Origin of the sequence: Prosthecobacter sp. (assembly GCF_044232965.1) — a bacterium.
Classification (GTDB): Bacteria; Verrucomicrobiota; Verrucomicrobiia; order Verrucomicrobiales; family Verrucomicrobiaceae; genus Prosthecobacter.
Genome location: NZ_JBIIKX010000032.1, coordinates 1 through 16,542 on the forward strand (window position 1 = coordinate 1; position 16,542 = coordinate 16,542).

Below are 16,542 nucleotides of genomic sequence, written 5' to 3' on the forward strand. Positions count from 1 at the left end.
TGGAAGGACTCTCCGCCTATGTGAAGGCCGATTTGATGGAGATCGAGGGGCCGCAGAAGCTCGTGGAGGCCGCGTTCGCCCTGGAACCCGGCCTCGACACCTTGATCTGCAATGCGGGCAGCTTTTTCGACCTGCCGCTGCTGGAGATGACAAGGGAGCGCTGGGACAAGACGATGCAGCTCAACCTAGCCTCGGCCTTTTTCACCGTGCAGGCCTTTGCCAGACGGCTGGTGGCCGAAAAACGCGGCGGCAGCATCGTCATCACGTCTTCAACGAATGGATTCCAGGCAGAAGCAGACTCATGCGCGTACGACGCGAGCAAAGGAGCGCTGGTGATGCTGACCAAGTCGCTCGCTGTCTCGCTGGCGGATCATGGCATTCGTGTGAACGGCGTGGCACCCGGCCTCATCAAGACACCGCTGACATCGACCTGGATGGAGTCCCGCGACCGCTCCGTGCTTGATCATTACGAGAAGAAAATCCTGCTGCGCCGCGTGGGCACCCCGCAGGATGTGGCAGGCACAGCGGTGTTTCTGTGCTCGCCGGCCTCAAGCTACATCACCGGCGAGATCATCGTCATTGATGGCGGCCTCACGACGGGTCAGATCGGCCGGATGTGATTCATTTCGCCGTGTAGCCGCCGTCCACCGGCAGGTTCACCCCGGTGATATACTTGGAAGCGTCACTGAGCAGAAAAATGACCGAACCGCCGAGATCGGTGTCATCAGCCATTCGGCCCAGCATCGTGTGTTCGCAGTAACGCTGCAAAAACGGCTCGGGCTGGTGGTTAAAGAAACCGCCGGGCGCGAGGCAGTTCACGCGCACACTTTTCGGTCCGTAGAGAGCGGCGTAGAAGCGGGTGAGATTCACCATGCCGCCTTTGTGGAAGAAATAATCCGGCGGCATATCGCCCATGTTCGTGCCCGTGTAGAGCTCGTAGCTGGGACCGATCATGCCCTGGATGCTGCCGATGTTCACGATGCTACCCCGCCCTGCCTCGGCCATCGTTTTGCCAAAGTGACGATGCATCAGCATCACGCCGGTGGCGTTCACCCGCATGGATTCGGCAAACTGCTCCGCGCTGCCATTCGCGCCTTTCATCGGCCGCAACACCGCGTTGTTCACGAGGCCGTCCAAAGCGCCAAACCGGGCCGTGATCCGCTCGTGCAGCGCCAAAACGGATGCTTCATCCCCTTGATCCAGCGACTCGGCGAAGACCTTGTTGCCCTTCGCGGTTTCTTCATCAGCGACGACTTGGAGCTTCGACACATCACGAGCCGCAAGGATGAGCGTGGCACCGGTCTGGGCCAGCATCGCGGCCAGACCACGACCGTAAAGACCTGCACCACCGGTGAGCAGGATGGTTTTGTTTTGGAGAGAGAAGAGATCAGGAGACATGAGAGGAGGCATTTAACCGCTAATGGGACGCTGATATGACGCTAATAATTGAACTCTGAAATCAGCGTCTGATTAGCGTCATGTCAGCGGTTCATTTCTTGTTCGCATACACGGAATCAGTCGATACCGCCGCATTTGCTCCGCCGAAGTCTTTGACCAACTTGTGGAAGGCATTGCCGAGTTCGATGACATCAGCGCCGAGCGTGAAGACGCGGGTGCCTTCTTCGATGAGTTGGTCTTTTTGACCAAACAGCGAGGCCACGGCGACATATTTGCCATGCTTGATCGCTGCGGCATGCACGCGCTTTCGCGCTGCGACAGTTTCAGCACAGGTCGCCTGGCCGAGTTTGCCGATGCGATGACTAAAATCACCCGCGCCGAAAAGCAGCATGTCGTAGCCTGGCACGGCGGCGATCTCTTCGACAACCTCCAACGCCTCAGGGCTTTCGATCTGAAGGATGACAAACTTCTCGGTGTTGCAGTGGTGCGCATACTCAGTCAGCGGCACCTGGCAGAAGAGTCCGTCCATGTTTCCTGCATCAAGCGCTTTCCGGCCCATCGGGCGGCAACGGACCATATCGACGACGTTACGCGCCTCATCTGCGCTGGTGATGTGCGGCACCATGATGCCTGTGGCGTCGCACTCGAAGGGCTTCACATACTCGCTGTAGCCGCCCTTGTTCACGCGGACGACGGTGTCCATGTCATAGAGCTTCGCGGCGCGGATCTGATGCTCCAGATTGAGCCAGTCATTCGGCACATGCTCGTTGCACAGCCACACGGCGCTGGCTCCAGCAAGACCGGCAAGCTCGACGATGCGGGGATCACCCATGTTCAGCTTGAGAACGGTGCTGTTTTGACCGGCGCGAAGTTCGCGGAGGATGCGGGAGGGACGGAGTTTCATGGTTTAATGAAGAGAGATGGCAAAGACGGTGCTGTTCTGGAGATGGAGGCGGATGTGATGCTTGCCTGTGGGCAAATCAGCCAGCTTTTTCTCTTTCCAAGCAAAACGATAACGCGTGGTGTCTTTGTTCAAAGGCACACAACTGGCCTTGTCGAAGCCGGGAAGGCGGAAGCCGTCCTCGTCGAGGATTTCGCACCAAACAGCCCCCTTCGCCGCGTTGGCGTTCACATCGATTTCCGTGCGGCCAGCGAGGTCAACGGGCTTCAGCGTGATCTGACCGATGTCGGGCGGCGATTTGATCTTGAGCGTGGGAGCTTCGGGTTCGCTGCGAAGACCGGCGAAACGATCCAGCGGCAACGAAACCATGCCGACGCCGCTCTTCTGCTGATCGCCGATGATGTTCGTGCCACCGCCGATGGCTCCGCTGCTGTAAGCACCGTAGTAAAAACGCATCTCGCGGCCTTCAATGACGATGTCGGCATTCGTGGCGAGCGTGCCACTGTCGAATAGCTCGCCTGGGCTGCGCTTGAGCCAGAGATCGTCACGAAACGGCCGCTGCCAGTCGATACCGTCGCGACTGAGCATCAGCTCGATGTCCATCGTGCCGCCGCCGGGACGGTTGAGGATTTGATTCAAGCTGAAGTAGCGGTCATGCCGGAAAAACACAGGCGAAGTGTGAAACTCCAGCGTTCCATCGTGTTCGTCGGGGAAGCAGACGATCTGCGGCCTGCTCCAATGCAGCAGATCCTTGCTCTCCACACGGCCCATGCCGTGTTTCCAACCGAGGCCGCCATCCGGGCCAGGAATCCACGCCTTGCCGTAAATGGCCCACACCTTCCGCTTCGGATCAAACAGTGGGTCGGCCGCATCTGACATGCTGATGGGCCTCAAGAGCTGCCTCTTCACGCGCCCATCTGGCGCAGTCGCCTCGGTGTAAGGATTCTCTCCTGCAAAAGGAGGCTGCAGTTTCTTGCCGCCGAAGGAGGCCGTGTAAAGCGGTGCCTTCGGATGCTTCGTCCAGCGGATGCCATCGGGTGAGAACGCGAGATGCAGCCCGGCTACGATTTCACCTTTCGCCGTCTTGGCCCAATCGTAATACAGCATCTTGTAGCGCTTCGCCGCGTCGGGCTCCGTCACATCAACGATAACGCTGTTGCAGTAGCGGTCACCATACAGGCCGCTGCCGATGAGCACGATGTTGGTGTTTTTCTCGCCATTGAAATCAAAGAGGCCGAGGTTCGGCTTGGTGAACGTGATGCCGTCTGCCGATTCGGCGTAGCAGACCACGCACTCGTGCGTCTTGAGCTGCGCCCGTTTGCCGGCATAGGCCTGATACCAGAGCTGATATTTGCCCGTGGCCTTGTCGCGATGCACGCTCGTCCACGCGATGGCCATCTCCCATGGCTTGTCTTCGGTGATGAGCGGGTTCTTGGCATGACGCACCGGCTTTTCCAAAACACGACGCGTTCCCGCACGGAAGAGGATGTCGTGATCATCGACGAAAAGGATCGTGCGCTCCGCCGCTATGGCTTGAAGTGTGAAAACGGCTAGGAATAAGGGAATAAGCTTCATGGCAGCCAGAGTGGATGAAGTGAGCGCAACTGGTCACGATAGCGCTCGAAGCGCTCGTTGCTCACGCCTTCATACGGCGGCAGCAGGCGCAGCGGGAACTCGGGATCGTGGATGCGGCAGAAGAGCTTGTCGAAAGCTCCATCCATATGGGCGGTGTTACCGACGGCTTCTTTGAAGGTGGCGATGAGTCCGTCGAAGTCGGCGGTGATGGTGGCGAGCGCGGCCGGAGCACGTTCGCAACCAGCGCGGAAGTAGTCCAGAGCACGGGGAAAGTTCGTGGAGAGAAAGGAGATGAGGAAGCCGCAGTCGCCCATGTGGCAGGCTTTGGCGAAACCGACCTCGGTGATGAAGTGGCGGAGCTGTGGAGCGTCGGTGAAGAGGCTTTGGAGGCGCGTTATGTCGGCGGTGCTGTTTTTCGTTGCCACGAGGTTTTCGTGTTCGGCGGCCAGCACACCGTATTCGGTTCCGGTGATGATTCGGCCGCTGCGCATGAGGTTGTAGTGCAAAAACTCGCAGTCGGGAAAACGTCCACAAGTCTCGCGGAAGAAGGTTTTCAGTTCCGCATCGCTCAAAACACCCCAGCTCGGCAAACTGAGCTGAAAGCGCCTCGCCCCCATGTCGCGGGCACGCTCGATGCGTTCGATGATCGTCGGCAGCGAATGGCTGATGAGCCCCACCATGGCCTGTACGCCGTCGATTCGTGTTTCATCGAGAAACACACGCGTGATGGTGTCGAACTGCGTCTCGGTGACGGCGTAGCCTTCCCCAGCCGTGCCGAAGATGTAGAGATCGCGGATGCCACTCGCGATCTGATGGCGCACGCTGCGGCGGAAGATGTCCTCCTCGAACTCGAAGCGTTCATCCCACGGCACACAGCAGGTGGCGAGGATGCAGCGGCGGTAGCGAGGAGTGGTCATGCGGGTGATGCAAGACGACGCTTCAGGGCGCTGGCGCGTCCCAGATAACCACGCCCATATGGTAGCGATGGTGGTTTTCGGAGGTCTTGGAATACCAGGCGGTGACGAGCTTGCCATCGGCGCGTTGCACGGTGCTGGGATAGCCGCAGTCGGACTCCAACGTGTGGGCGATGCGAATCGGCTCGCCCCAGGTTTTGCCCTCGTCGCTGGTGAGTTTGGCAAGAACCCCGAACTGGCCTTTCACCCGGCTGCCATGAGCCAGGAGAATGCGGCCGTCTTTGAGAAGAACCAGATGGCCGTTGATCTCGTTTTTGGCGGTCACGCGATTCGGTTCGCCCCAGGTGACGCCGTCGTCCTCGGAAATGAAGATGTCCATGCCGGTTTCACGAGCGGCGGCCATCCAGCGCTTGCCGCCGAGGTGGAGGAGCGTGGTTTCGTTGCCGGTCTTGTGGATGGTGCCGGTTCGGGTCCATGATTTGCCATCGTCACCGCTGCGGAAGTGCCAGGAGCGGTAGCCTTTGGTCTTGGTGCTCTTGGTGGGATCGGTGAACTCGCCACCATAGCAAGAGACGTGCAATGCGCCGTCCTCGCCGACCTTGATGTCGCCAAAAGGAATGTAGTGCGTCCATCCGACATCGGGCGCTGGGAACTCTTTGATTTGCGCCCAAGTCTTTCCGCCATCGCTGCTGCGGCAGACCCATGTGGAAAGAATGTCATCGCGGAAGGCCGCCTGCTTTGGACGCTGCGGTTGCTTCACATCCGTCCAACCGGAACAAAGCACGAGCAGGTCGCCGTTTTTCGCCAGACCGGCGGCCACGTTCATGCGGTTGGTGTTTTCGTCGTTCGGCGCGGGGATGCCGACCTTGGTCCAAAACTGCCCATCCGGGCTGTTCCAGCACTCAGCGGCCCCAGCGACCTGGCCGTGGCTCGGCTTGCCAAAGATCGTCGTGTTGATGCTGCCGTCCGGCATCAGTGTGAGGTTCGGCCAGGCGCAAACGTTGTCGATGGCGACAAAGCGGGTGATGTCTTGCGCGAAGAGCGAAGAGCTGAGGGCGAAGAGGATGGCGAGATTTTTCATAGATCCAGGGATCGTCAAGGAGTGGTCAAGAGGTCAAGGCGGTCGATTTTGACGCGGGTCAGTCCGCAAAGCGCAGCGCAAACAGATCGGCGTCCTTCATCTTCACGCGCAGACAGATCGTCTGACCGGCAAGCTTGGAGACATCGAGAACGCTGGCTTCGAGATCGTCGCCGTAGAGTTCGGGCATGGTGGCGACGACTTTACCCGCTTGATCGAGAGCATCGATCTGGATGCTGCCAGCAGCGGAAGTGGAGTAGTTCAGCACAAGGTTTTTTCCGGCGAATTTGAGCGGATGCGTGGTGAACTCGCCGCCTTTGGCATCGGCATGCATGGAGGCGAAGCCTTGCTTCCGCACGCTGAGGCGGCGGATGCGGTGATCGGCGTGGCGGTAGTGTTCGCTGATGTAGAGGGACCATTCGGTGTCGCCGGTGATGATGCCGTTGGCGGTCATGTTGTTGCGGTCGGTCCAGTTCTTGAGATCGGGACCGGGACGCACCCAGGCTTCGAGAAAGGGCCGGTCCCAGTTCACTCCGTCACGGCTGGACATGAAGACGGCATCGCTGACGCCCGGACCTTCATGCTCCGGCACCTTTTTGCGGTTCGTGACGAAACGTTTCGGGAAGGAGAGGAACAGATGCGGCGCGGTGGGGCATGGAACGGTGGCGCTGGTGTAGAAATGCTCCATCGGCACGTCCTTGGCATACCGGTGCGGGATGCCGTCGCTCCAGGCGAGAAAGTCGGCGGAGGTGCAGCTCTGCACGGCGCGAACTTTGTTGCTGAAGATGCGGCTGAAGCAGGCGTAGCGGTCACGCGTCGTGTCCCAAAAGGCGAGATTCTGCGAGTCGAAGGCGCCTTTGGTAATAACCGGCGTGTCCTTCATCTTTTTCCAATGAATGCCATCGGCAGAGGCGAAGGCGTAGAGTCCACCAGGTGTTTCTCCTTGATGCCAGTTCTTGCCGGGCTGCTTCACACCGCCGAGGGCTTTGTAACGCTCTTCGGGCTTGGTCTTGGGATTGGTGTCGAGGAAGGGCGAGAAGTTGTGCGACTCGACACCGCGCCAGATGACGTTGTTGTCCTTCGTGCCGCCTGCCTCGATCAAACCGAGCTTCGGACGCGTGAAATGGATGCCATCCGTGCTTTCGGCGACGCAAGTGACCTGCTCATCGCTGTGATCGCTGCCGCCGGAGGAGCCGCGGTAATACATGAGCACCTTCTTGCCATCCTGAATGACACTGAAGTAGGCGCAGGTCACGCCTTCCCAGGGTTGGTCGGTGGTGAGCACGATCTCGCGCTTGATGGGATCATGCAGCTTGTGCGTGATGCCGTTTTTCTGCGCGACGAGAAACTCATCGACAAACAATTCCCAGCGGGAGGCAATGTCGATGGGGTCAGCGGCGACCAACGAGGACGCGGCGAGGAGGAAGAGTGCTGTTTTCATAGTTCGGAAAGAATGTCTGCGATGGCGATGACCGAGCCGCCTTGCTCGCGGCTGCGAATGCCCGCGATGATGACGGCCATGAGTTCGACGGTTTCATCAAACGGCAGCGGTCGCACACCGGTGCGCAGCATGTCGATGAAGGCGACGAGTTGCCCCCGGAAGGCGTGATAGGTGTCGGCGAGCTTCAGTGGCAGATCGTCCTTCGTGCCATAAAGATGTACGGCCCCAAAGCTGCCATACGCATCATGCAACGCGCCGATGGTGAGCTTCACGCCGCTGCGATGCGTGAGGTGCATCACATCACCACCCGCGTCGCTGTGCGCCTGCACTGTGAGGAAGCCTGGGCCTAGCAGCGGTTCAACGGATTCGAGCGCATGGATGCCGTAGCGTTCCCAGGTCTTGCAGGTGAAGCTGGTGATCCAGCGCAGGTCACCGAGATGCGAAAAATCGGCCCGCATCTCAGGCGCGTAGCGCATGCCGCTCGTGGAGAGGATGCTTTTGCCTGCACGATGCCATTCGACGAACTGGCGCAGTTCCGGGATCGTCGTCGCCATCGGTTTGTCGATAAAAACGGGCAGTCCGGCCTCAATGAAAGGCCGCGCTCGCCGCACATGATCCGTTCCATCGTCGGTGGCGATCACGGCGGCATCGACATGGCCGATCACGTCCTCCGGTTTCGACACCACATGCTCGATGAGGCTCGCGGCGGCCACTTTGGGAGCATCAGCAGGATCATCGCACCAGATGTGCGTCACCCTTGCTCCAGAAATGCGCACGGATTCGAGCGGTTGCTTGCCCATATAAACGGGAATGCCCGCGTAAGGGCACTTGGCCATCTCATCGGGGTTGTAGCCATTGATGATGCCGCTCCAGGAATACGGATGACCGTTTCCATCGATCATGCCCAGCATGGCGAGACGTAATTCAGCGCTCATTGGATGACGATGGCTGCGCCGGAGGCTGCGGAACGCAGCGCAGCTTGATTGAACTTCAACGTCTGCACCGCTTCCTCAAAAGTGGCCAGCGGCGTTGGCCTGCCTTCCATGCCGTCGAGAAAAGCATGAGCCTGCGCGATGAAAAGGTCATCGCGCTCCAGCGGCGGCGTGACATTCCAGGTCCACGTGCTGTCGCCATGCCGCAAAAAGCCCCAGCGCCGCTCATGCAGCTCGATTTTGATGCTGCCACGCTCACAACCGATGAGAAGCGTGGTTTCGTTCGGAGCCTGAAACTGGTTCATCGAAAAACTCACGAGCACCTCGCCATGACGGGCGCTGACATTCACCGTGTCCTCCACCGTCACACCTTCCAGCGCCTGATGCGTGGCATCGCAGTAAAGCCGTGTGCATGGGCCGACGAGCCATTCGGTGGCATTCACCAGATGCGTGAGTGCGTCCTGAATCGCGCCGCCGCCGGTCTCATGCCGCGTGTAGTAGATCTCGCGATAGGCCGGACGGAATGTCGGAAAATGCTGACCAGACACGGCGCTGGCCTGGAGGACACGCCCCAGCCCGCCGGTTTGCAGAAAATCCCGCGCACCGAGCATCCACGGCATGCAGTGATACACATAGGCCACCGCCACAAACTGCCCCGGCCTCTCCGTGATCACGCCGCGAACCTCGGGCACCAGCGCCGTGTCGATGGCCAGCGGCTTCTCGATGAACACATGCAGCCCGTCCCGCAGCAGCTTCAGCGTCATCGGCAGATGATGCTGCGCAGGCGTGCAGACAACCGCCGCGTCAAATTTCGCCCCTGCCAGCGCGGCATCCAGCGACGCGAACGTCGGCACGCCATAACGCTCCTGCATGGCGGTGAGCAGCGCAGGATTGGCATCGCAGGCCGTCACAGTGCAACGCCCGGTCTTTTGAAAGCAACGTAGATGACGCTCTCCGATGCTCCCGCAGCCGATGATCAGGATTGATTTCATTGTACAAAACAAACGCGGTCCACCGACTGAAACCTAACCCGTTTTGCTGGTCACACTCAGAGACCATCCCCGACACTATTCCAACTGGAGCTTCGCCAGCGAGCCATAGAGCCCGCCGGGTTTCGACACGAGCTCATCATGTGTGCCCCGCTCGATGATCGCCCCGCCGGACATGGCGAGGATCTGATCGCAGCGACGCACGGTGCTGAGGCGGTGGGCGATGATGATGCTGGTGCGGTTTTCCATCAGCTTGTCCAGCGCGTCCTGCACGAGACGCTCGCTTTCGGCGTCGAGGCTGCTCGTGGCCTCATCGAGGACCAGGATGGCCGGATCAGCGAGAATGGCGCGCGCGATGGCGATGCGCTGGCGCTGACCGCCAGAGAGCTGGGTGCCACGATCTCCCACCAGCGTGCGGTAGCCCTCGGTGAGGCCGATGATGAACTCGTGCGCGTTCGCCTTCTTCGCGGCGTTGATGATCTCATCCTCCGTCGCGCCCGGTTTGCCGTAGGCAATGTTTTCCTGAATGCTGCCGCCGAAGAGAAGCACTTCCTGTGGCACCAGCGCGAGGTTCCGCCGCAGCTCGGTGAGCGTCATGTCGCGAATCGGACGGCCGTCGATGAGGATCTCACCCGTCGTCGGCTCGTAAAAGCGGAACAGCAAGGCGACACTCGTCGATTTGCCCGAGCCGCTCGGCCCGACGAGCGCGATGCGCTGCCCGGCCTTGGCGCTGAGGTCAAAATCACGCAGCACGACGGCTTCGGGACGGGTGGGATAGGCGAAACTGACGCCGCGCATCTCGATCTCGCCACGGAAGCGTGTCACGACGGCTTTTTCCGTTTCCTGCGGCTCCACGTCATCCTTCAAAATCTCGCGCACACGCTCTGTGGCACCCAACGAGCGCTGAAGCTGCGTGATCAGCTCCGGGAACTGCATGAAGGAAGCCGCGATCATGCCACTGAGGCCCACGAACTGCGTCAGTTCCTCTTTCCCGATCTCGCCGAAGTTCAGCATGCGCATGGCGAACCACGTCACCAGGATCAAGGCCACACTGAAGGCGAAGATGATGAAAGCGATGAACGAGGCACGCGGCACTGCGGCGCGGAGCACTGTGGTCAGATACTCGCCGAGATTTTTGTCATAGCGGGCCATTTCATGCACCTCGTTGCGGAAGGCTTTCACGCTGACAATGCTTTGCAGGCTCTCATCCACCACGACCTGCGAGGCGGCGAGGTTGTCCTGCGCTTTTTTGGTCAGCTTGCGGATGCGGGAGCCGAAAATCGCAATCAGCACGATCACCACCGGAATGGTGCCGACCATGAACAGCGAGAGCTTCACTGACATGTTCAGAATCAGGATCAGGCAGAGCGACAGCATCACCGTGTGACGGATGAGCATGGGAATCGTCACCACCAGCGTCTCACGCATCGCCTCGACATCGTTGGCGAGGCGTGAAGCCAGTTCACCGACACGGCGCTGGTTTAAAGTCGCCATCGGCAGGCGGATGATGCGGCTGAACGTGTCCAAACGCAGCGCAGCGAGAGCCCGCTCGGAAGCCTTGGCAAAAAGCATGATGCGGAAAAACGCGATGACCGCCTGGATGGCGACGATGCCCACGAGAAACCACAGGCTGTCGTTGAGTTCGGCCATCCATTCCGGCCCCGTGGCCCCGCCGATGCCCTTCCCTGCCACAGCGGCCAGTTCTTTGATGAAGACAATCGTCATGCCGCCGGTGATCGCCAGCGCGATGAGCGCGGGGATGAACACATTGGCGTGTGGACGCAGGTAGGTCAGGAAGAAACCGGCGTCTTTCCACGCCGCACGGTCCCACAGTTTTTTGCTCGCTCGTTCTTCAGCCATTCTCGGTTTCTTTTACTCCACGCGCACAGTCCAGCGGCGGGTTGGTTTGTCAGTGAGTTCCAATACGCCCAGACTCTCGGCATCGTCGCCACGGCGAGTGCTGCGGGTCAGAAAATACGAGCGGCCGCCGCCGCTGAGGCGCGCGTTGATGCCGATCTCGCTGTTGCCGTTCCCCAGCGCCCACTCGTGCAGGTACAGATAGGTCTTGGGAAGCGTGATGGTGAGCCTTCGTGCCCCAGAGGCTGAGCTGCTGAGCTTCGCGGTAATCTCCTTCACATCAAACACCGCCGCGTAACCGCTGCCGAAGGCCCAGGGAGCGATTTCATCGACTTTTGCTTCTCCATCGCCCGCCCTGCCGGTGATGCGCAAAGCCGCCGTCGCGCCAGGAGTGAGGCGCTGGCCATAGCTGCGGGCATCGAGATTGAGCAACAGTTCAAAGCCTTTTCCCGCGTCGTCATCCATGAGATCCACGCCGGTCAGATCGAAGGTGAGAAACAGCTTCATGCTGTCCGCGTCCGCCCTCAGCGTGACTGCGCTGGCCTGGCCGTCCACCGCGCTGAGAGGCACATACTCCTTGAGGCCAAAATTGCGGACGATCTCAATGTAACGGTCGAAAATCTGCCGCACGCCGTTGGCGCTGACAGCCAGGTTCAGCGGAAGCCGCTGCCTAAACGGCGTTTTCTCGTCCGCAGGCAGCGGCAGCGCTAGTTTCAGCGTCTCCGCGCCCTTTGTGTCCAGCGCGACCTTACCTTCCTGCTTGCGGCCGCCCCATTCGACCTCCCATCCAGCGGAAAGGCTTTTGTCAGTGGTGTTTTCGATCTCGATGGCGGGTGAGAAATCCTTCTCGGCATTGTACGTGGCGCGCGAACCCCAGGCAACTCCGAAGGGCTGCAAGGTCGCGACGAGATCATGGATGCGCGATTCCTTGCCTGCGATCACGAGCACAGGTAGCCGCACTTTGCCATCACTGATCGGCAGGGAGCCTGTGTCAGTGATCGTGTAATCCACCTGCACCGTTTCCTTGGCACCAGCGGCGAGTTTGATCTCGGGCTTGGCGTCTTTGAGACGGAATCCGGCCGGCACGAGCGGCAGCACGGTCAATGAAAGCGCCTCGCGCCGCGTGTTGGCGATCTGAAACTCCAGCTTAAGACTGCCCTGCCCCGCGAGACTGGCCTTCACGTCGCTCATGCGCCACGCCACACCTGGAGAGCCGGTCATCACATCCTGAAACAGAATGCGCCCCATGGAATCATGCGTTTCCGCCGTCGGCGTCGCGATCTGGCCTGCGGGCACGATGTTCAGCCGACTCTGATACTGCTGCATCACCGCAGGGAAGATCAAATGCGCTTCCCCCGTGGTCGCTGGCGGCACGATCAGCCGCGAAAAATCACCCAGGTCCGAAAACAGCAGCTTCTCCGCCGCACAAAACTCACGCATCACACTGACCACGCCACGCGTGAGCGCCAGACTTGTCTCCTCCGGATCTGCCGCCTGGGGGATCGGCCCTGCGACGATCATTTCGAGGTGATGGCTGCGAACGGTGTCATGCAGGCTGCGCAGAGCGGTCGCGATGTCCTCCATGGAGGTTCCGGCCATGCCGTCTTCCAGGCCATGCGCTACGATCACGAGATCGGGCTTGCCCTGAAAACCCACGGTGGCCAGCGCCGAGGCGGCGGAGACAATGCTGGGCGTGCGCAGTGGCTGAAGCAGGATTTCCGGCCCCATCACCATGGACTCCTTGCCGCGCAGCTTCGACCCGGGCCGCAGCACACGCACGCCGCCGGTGTAGTAGAACTGGCTCGCCAGCGCCTTCGCAAACACACCGGCAAAGCTCCGCAGCAGCGGATCGGCATCACCTTCGGCCTTCGCCCCGTCAAGGATCGCATCTCCGAGCACGACGATCTGGATGCGTTCACGGCGGGTGAGTTTCAGAAGTGTCTGCGGCAAATACTGCTGCCAGCGCTCCCGCTGAACGGGAGAGAGATCAAAATAGGTCTGCGGTTTGAGCTCAGGAGCGGGCAGTTTCTCCTCCGCATCACGGGCGGCAGCCTGGAGCGTCGGCAGATCGGGCTTTGCCTCGGCAGGAGCAGCAGGGGCCGGCGCGGCAGCGGGCAGCGGCGGCTCCGGCGTCTGCGCCTGGAGACCATCCACGGCCAGCAGCGCCAAAGCGCCCAGGAGGGGGAAAGTCATTCGGTTGGGAAACATGTCCCCGCCATTTCAGCGAGACCGGCGACGGCTGCAACCGAGGAGTGCTGGAACGTCCGATGAACTCAAAGCGCCGCATGGCAGCAGCTTGGAATCTCTTCGCTGCCGAAATCGAGGGTTCCACGAAGACGCCAGGCCATGATGAGCGCGGCGGTGAAAGCGAGGGCGCGCTGGATTTTGCGCATGGTCTGAGGCTGAACTTTGCCGCTGATGAGGTGGAGCTGCGTTTGGGCAAGCCAGAGAAGCGGGAGCGTGCCCAAACCGAAGGCGAAGGCAAACTCGGCTCCTTTGAGGGCGGAGCCATTGGCCATGGCGAGGGCGAACATCAAATAGAGCGGACCGCAGGGCAGCAGCGGCGTGGCGAAGCCGAGCAACCCTGCCCGCGTGGCGCTGTGCATGCGGAAGGCGAAAGTCTGGATGCGGCGCACGCCGGAGCGCAGGAACTGCGGCTTTGGCAGATACGTTTCCAAGCCCATGCCTACGATGGCGAAGGCGATGACAAGCAACCAAGGCAGCACGATACCCGCGCCATGCTGGAAGAACTTCAGCGGCATGACGCCGATCAGTCCGGCGATGGAACCGACGACGGCATACGAAACGAGCCTGCCAGCGTGATACAGGCCGGTGTCACGCAAGAAGCTGGACTCGCCGGGCTTGGACGAAACCGCCCATGAGCACGACAGCGGGCCGCACATGCCAACGCAATGGACGCTGGTGACGAGTCCGGCCAGGAAAGCGGCGGCGCTGGTATCAATGGACTGCATGGGCTTTGCGAGTCGTCAGCGGAATCTCCGGCGGTGCGTTTTTGATCGCCAGTGTAATGAAAAAGACCCACCAAGCGACAAAACCGATGAAGGCAACGGTCACGAAGAGCCAAGGGCGGCTGGAAAGACATTTGGGAATCATGACCGTTAGTGAATAAAGTCTTTGGCGTTGAGCGCGGCGGCAGGCGCGGCCTTGGGATCCGGGCCGAGGTATTCCATGACACGGGTCTCGTTGCTGTCGCCACGGGCGGCGTCGGTGACCTTGATGCGGAACTTGAAGTGCTTCTTGTAGTCAGCCTGCGGCAGAGTGAGGACAATGGTCTTCAAATCTTCCCCCATGGCCGGAAGCGTGATCGTTTGATCGACACCTACGATCTTCAAAGAAGGGGGCACACTGCCCACAAGCTCGATCTTGTAGGTGGATTCGGCATTGCGCTTGTTGATGACGCGGAGCTGGAACTGATTCCGAATGATGCCGGAGTCCACATAGAATGACGCGCCGCCCATGCGGACGACACTGGCACGGAGCGGAGAAATGCGCGTGACGGCGAAGGTGAAGGCGACGGCACCGACGACCAGCATGACGGTGTACAAGATGGTGCGCGGACGAATGAGCCGTGTTTTGCCCCCCTGGAGGCCGACGTAGGAATCGTGGCGCACGAGGCCCTTCGGACGCTTCAGCTTGGTCATGATGTCGTCGCAGGCATCGACGCAGGCGGCGCAGCCGATGCATTCCAACTGGAGGCCGTTGCGAATGTCGATGCCGGTGGGGCAGACCTGCACACAGCGGCGGCAGTCGATGCAATCACCCGCAGGCTTTTCGACGGTGGACTTGCCACGCGGCTCGCCACGTTTTTTGTCGTAGCCGATGACGACAGAGTTGTCGTCCATGAGCGCGGATTGCAGGCGTCCGTAAGGGCAGAGGATGATGCAGAACTGCTCGCGGAACCAACTGAAGGAAAAATACAGCGCCCCGGTGAGAAACAGCACGACGCCGAATGCCTTGGCATGATGCGCAGGCGAGTGCTGCATCATTTCATACAGCGACTTGATCGAAACGAAGTAGCTGAGGAAGATATGGGCAATGACGGCGGAGATGAGGATGAAAACACCGTGTTTGAAGATACGGCGGGCGATTTTCGATACCGTCAACGGCGCGTCTTCGAGCTGGCGGCGCGCGGGGCCGTCGCCGTCGATCCAGCGCTCCACGCGGCGGTAGAGCTGCTCCATGAACACGGTGTAGGGACAGGTCCAACCGCACCAGACCCGGCCAAACAGCGAGGTGACGAAAAACAGCGAGAACGCCAGGCCGGTGACGAGGAAGAAGCCGATCCAGAGGTCCTGGGTGGCGAGCGTGAGGCCGAAGAAATGGAAACGGCGCTCCTGCACGTCGAGAAAGACGGCGGGAAAGCCGTTCACCGGAATCCACGGCAGCGCGATGTAAATGACCAGCAGCGCCAGCGCGGCGACACGTCTCCAGAGAGTGAAGGGACCATGGACATCGGACGGGTGAACGAATTTGCGCGAACCGTCGGCGTGGATGGTGGAGAGCGAGTCGAGAGTCGGGGTGCTAGGTTTCATCTACTTGCCTGCGGGCGCAGGAACGGCAGGCGCAGCCGCTGGAGGTATGGCGGCGCTGGCCGCAGAGGGTGCCGCAGCCGCACCGGGTTTCAAAGGTGAATCTGCCGCGAGCGTGACGGGCTCGCCTTTCTTGTGCTTGCTGAGAACGAAGGAGACGACCTCGACAACGCGGGTGAGGCCGAGCTGCGGCTCCCACGGCGGCATGCCTTTGGTCAGATCAGGCGCTCCTTTGCGGACGAGGCTGAGAAGCTGCAATGGAGTGCCGCCATGCTTCCATTCGGTGTCGTTGAGCGGCAGGCCTGGCAGCTTCACTTTCACCTTTGTTTTTGGATTGTCCGGCGTGGCGCTCAGCGCTGTGGCACTTAGATCAGTGCCATGGCAAGCCACACAGGTGGTGGCGAATGTGGCCGCGCCGGCGGCGACGATTTTTTCATCCTGGGACATGGCCCAGAGTTTCTCGTCGGTGAGCTTTTCGAGCTCCTTGAGCTGGATGGCCTTGATGTTGGCCAGCGCCTTGTCCACCTGCTCCTCGCCGGACTCACCGAGGTTGAGCTGATAGTAGGCGACCCAGGCGATCACAAACCAGACCATGGTGATGTACCAGGTGAAGAGCCACCAGTTCGGCAGTTTTTGATCGTACTCCTGGATGCCGTCGTAAGTGTGCTCGCGGAGCACGGGGCCATTGTTGGGAGATTGGGATGTCATGGCGGGATGAAGTGTTTGAAGTTCGCGGAACTCAGTCGTCCAGAGGAAGGCGGGAAAGTTTGTCAGCGCTGTCTTTGCGCAGGCCGATGGCACGCACGATGAAGATCAGGAACACGGTGAACGTGACGCCAAAGGCGACGTAGGGCACCCAGTCGAGCGCGGAGTCGTAGATGATGCGTTTGTACATGGTGTGCGGGGG

At 60.4% G+C, this 16,542-nt stretch carries 15 protein-coding genes; 1 reads left to right on the forward strand and 14 read right to left on the reverse strand.

Features of this window, described 5'->3' with window-relative positions; all coding sequences use genetic code 11:
• A partial coding sequence (locus ACILSI_RS14400) for an SDR family NAD(P)-dependent oxidoreductase (protein WP_395722587.1) occupies positions 1–620 on the forward strand: 620 nt, incomplete at its 5' end.
• A gap of 1 nt (position 621) precedes the next feature.
• On the opposite strand, the gene ACILSI_RS14405 is transcribed toward ACILSI_RS14400, so the two are convergent.
• The 14 genes from ACILSI_RS14405 to ACILSI_RS14470 all read right to left on the reverse strand — a co-directional run bounded on the left by ACILSI_RS14405 (position 622) and on the right by ACILSI_RS14470 (position 16,530).
• Positions 622–1,398 carry an SDR family oxidoreductase gene (locus ACILSI_RS14405; RefSeq protein WP_395722588.1) on the reverse strand — a complete coding sequence of 259 codons (777 nt, stop codon included), beginning with the start codon at positions 1,396–1,398 and terminating at the stop codon, positions 622–624.
• A gap of 91 nt (positions 1,399–1,489) precedes the next feature.
• Positions 1,490–2,302 (reverse strand): HpcH/HpaI aldolase/citrate lyase family protein, encoded by an 813-nt coding sequence (locus ACILSI_RS14410; protein ID WP_395722589.1) that lies wholly within the window; start codon positions 2,300–2,302, stop codon positions 1,490–1,492.
• Between the two features lie 3 nt (positions 2,303–2,305).
• Positions 2,306–3,874 (reverse strand): hypothetical protein, encoded by a 1,569-nt coding sequence (locus ACILSI_RS14415; protein ID WP_395722590.1) that lies wholly within the window; start codon positions 3,872–3,874, stop codon positions 2,306–2,308.
• Positions 3,871–4,791: a dihydrodipicolinate synthase family protein gene (locus ACILSI_RS14420; RefSeq protein ID WP_395722591.1), complete on the reverse strand. Its 921-nt coding sequence runs from the start codon at positions 4,789–4,791 to the stop codon at positions 3,871–3,873. The genes ACILSI_RS14415 and ACILSI_RS14420 overlap by 4 nt, the downstream gene beginning before the upstream one ends.
• A gap of 22 nt (positions 4,792–4,813) precedes the next feature.
• Positions 4,814–5,869, reverse strand: coding sequence for an exo-alpha-sialidase (locus ACILSI_RS14425; RefSeq protein WP_395722592.1), 1,056 nt, complete (start codon positions 5,867–5,869; stop codon positions 4,814–4,816).
• Positions 5,870–5,927: 58 nt separating this feature from the next.
• Positions 5,928–7,307, reverse strand: coding sequence for a hypothetical protein (locus ACILSI_RS14430; RefSeq protein ID WP_395722593.1), 1,380 nt, complete (start codon positions 7,305–7,307; stop codon positions 5,928–5,930).
• A complete protein-coding gene (locus ACILSI_RS14435) occupies positions 7,304–8,242 on the reverse strand; it encodes a Gfo/Idh/MocA family protein (RefSeq protein WP_395722594.1) in 939 nt (312 codons plus the stop codon). The genes ACILSI_RS14430 and ACILSI_RS14435 overlap by 4 nt, the downstream gene beginning before the upstream one ends.
• Complete coding sequence (locus ACILSI_RS14440; protein ID WP_395722595.1) at positions 8,239–9,231, reverse strand: Gfo/Idh/MocA family protein; 993 nt, start codon at positions 9,229–9,231, stop codon at positions 8,239–8,241. The genes ACILSI_RS14435 and ACILSI_RS14440 overlap by 4 nt, the downstream gene beginning before the upstream one ends.
• 75 nt (positions 9,232–9,306) lie before the next feature.
• Positions 9,307–11,088, reverse strand: coding sequence for an ABC transporter ATP-binding protein (locus ACILSI_RS14445; protein ID WP_395722596.1), 1,782 nt, complete (start codon positions 11,086–11,088; stop codon positions 9,307–9,309).
• 12 nt (positions 11,089–11,100) lie between these two features.
• Positions 11,101–13,278, reverse strand: coding sequence for a hypothetical protein (locus ACILSI_RS14450; RefSeq protein WP_395722597.1), 2,178 nt, complete (start codon positions 13,276–13,278; stop codon positions 11,101–11,103).
• 80 nt (positions 13,279–13,358) lie between these two features.
• The gene (locus tag ACILSI_RS14455) at positions 13,359–14,057 is read right to left on the reverse strand and encodes a sulfite exporter TauE/SafE family protein (protein ID WP_395722598.1); all 699 of its coding nucleotides are present in this window, start codon (positions 14,055–14,057) and stop codon (positions 13,359–13,361) included.
• 147 nt (positions 14,058–14,204) lie between these two features.
• A complete protein-coding gene (gene ccoG, locus ACILSI_RS14460) occupies positions 14,205–15,638 on the reverse strand; it encodes a cytochrome c oxidase accessory protein CcoG (RefSeq protein ID WP_395722599.1) in 1,434 nt (477 codons plus the stop codon).
• A complete protein-coding gene (locus ACILSI_RS14465; protein WP_395722600.1) occupies positions 15,639–16,343 on the reverse strand; it encodes a cbb3-type cytochrome c oxidase N-terminal domain-containing protein in 705 nt (234 codons plus the stop codon). It lies immediately after the preceding gene.
• 31 nt (positions 16,344–16,374) lie between these two features.
• A complete protein-coding gene (locus ACILSI_RS14470) occupies positions 16,375–16,530 on the reverse strand; it encodes a hypothetical protein (RefSeq protein WP_395722601.1) in 156 nt (51 codons plus the stop codon).
• Between the last annotated feature and the right edge of the window lie 12 nt (positions 16,531–16,542).

What these genes read in the sequence shown, in the direction of transcription:
- ACILSI_RS14405 (WP_395722588.1), bottom strand. Translation starts at nt 1,398, where the DNA reads ATGTCTCCTGATCTCTTCTCTCTCCAAAACAAAACCATCCTGCTCACC.
- ACILSI_RS14410 (WP_395722589.1), bottom strand. Translation starts at nt 2,302, where the DNA reads ATGAAACTCCGTCCCTCCCGCATCCTCCGCGAACTTCGCGCCGGTCAA.
- ACILSI_RS14415 (WP_395722590.1), bottom strand. Translation starts at nt 3,874, where the DNA reads ATGAAGCTTATTCCCTTATTCCTAGCCGTTTTCACACTTCAAGCCATA.
- ACILSI_RS14420 (WP_395722591.1), bottom strand. Translation starts at nt 4,791, where the DNA reads ATGACCACTCCTCGCTACCGCCGCTGCATCCTCGCCACCTGCTGTGTG.
- ACILSI_RS14425 (WP_395722592.1), bottom strand. Translation starts at nt 5,869, where the DNA reads ATGAAAAATCTCGCCATCCTCTTCGCCCTCAGCTCTTCGCTCTTCGCG.
- ACILSI_RS14430 (WP_395722593.1), bottom strand. Translation starts at nt 7,307, where the DNA reads ATGAAAACAGCACTCTTCCTCCTCGCCGCGTCCTCGTTGGTCGCCGCT.
- ACILSI_RS14435 (WP_395722594.1), bottom strand. Translation starts at nt 8,242, where the DNA reads ATGAGCGCTGAATTACGTCTCGCCATGCTGGGCATGATCGATGGAAAC.
- ACILSI_RS14440 (WP_395722595.1), bottom strand. Translation starts at nt 9,231, where the DNA reads ATGAAATCAATCCTGATCATCGGCTGCGGGAGCATCGGAGAGCGTCAT.
- ACILSI_RS14445 (WP_395722596.1), bottom strand. Translation starts at nt 11,088, where the DNA reads ATGGCTGAAGAACGAGCGAGCAAAAAACTGTGGGACCGTGCGGCGTGG.
- ACILSI_RS14450 (WP_395722597.1), bottom strand. Translation starts at nt 13,278, where the DNA reads ATGACTTTCCCCCTCCTGGGCGCTTTGGCGCTGCTGGCCGTGGATGGT.
- ACILSI_RS14455 (WP_395722598.1), bottom strand. Translation starts at nt 14,057, where the DNA reads ATGCAGTCCATTGATACCAGCGCCGCCGCTTTCCTGGCCGGACTCGTC.
- ccoG (WP_395722599.1), bottom strand. Translation starts at nt 15,638, where the DNA reads ATGAAACCTAGCACCCCGACTCTCGACTCGCTCTCCACCATCCACGCC.
- ACILSI_RS14465 (WP_395722600.1), bottom strand. Translation starts at nt 16,343, where the DNA reads ATGACATCCCAATCTCCCAACAATGGCCCCGTGCTCCGCGAGCACACT.
- ACILSI_RS14470 (WP_395722601.1), bottom strand. Translation starts at nt 16,530, where the DNA reads ATGTACAAACGCATCATCTACGACTCCGCGCTCGACTGGGTGCCCTAC.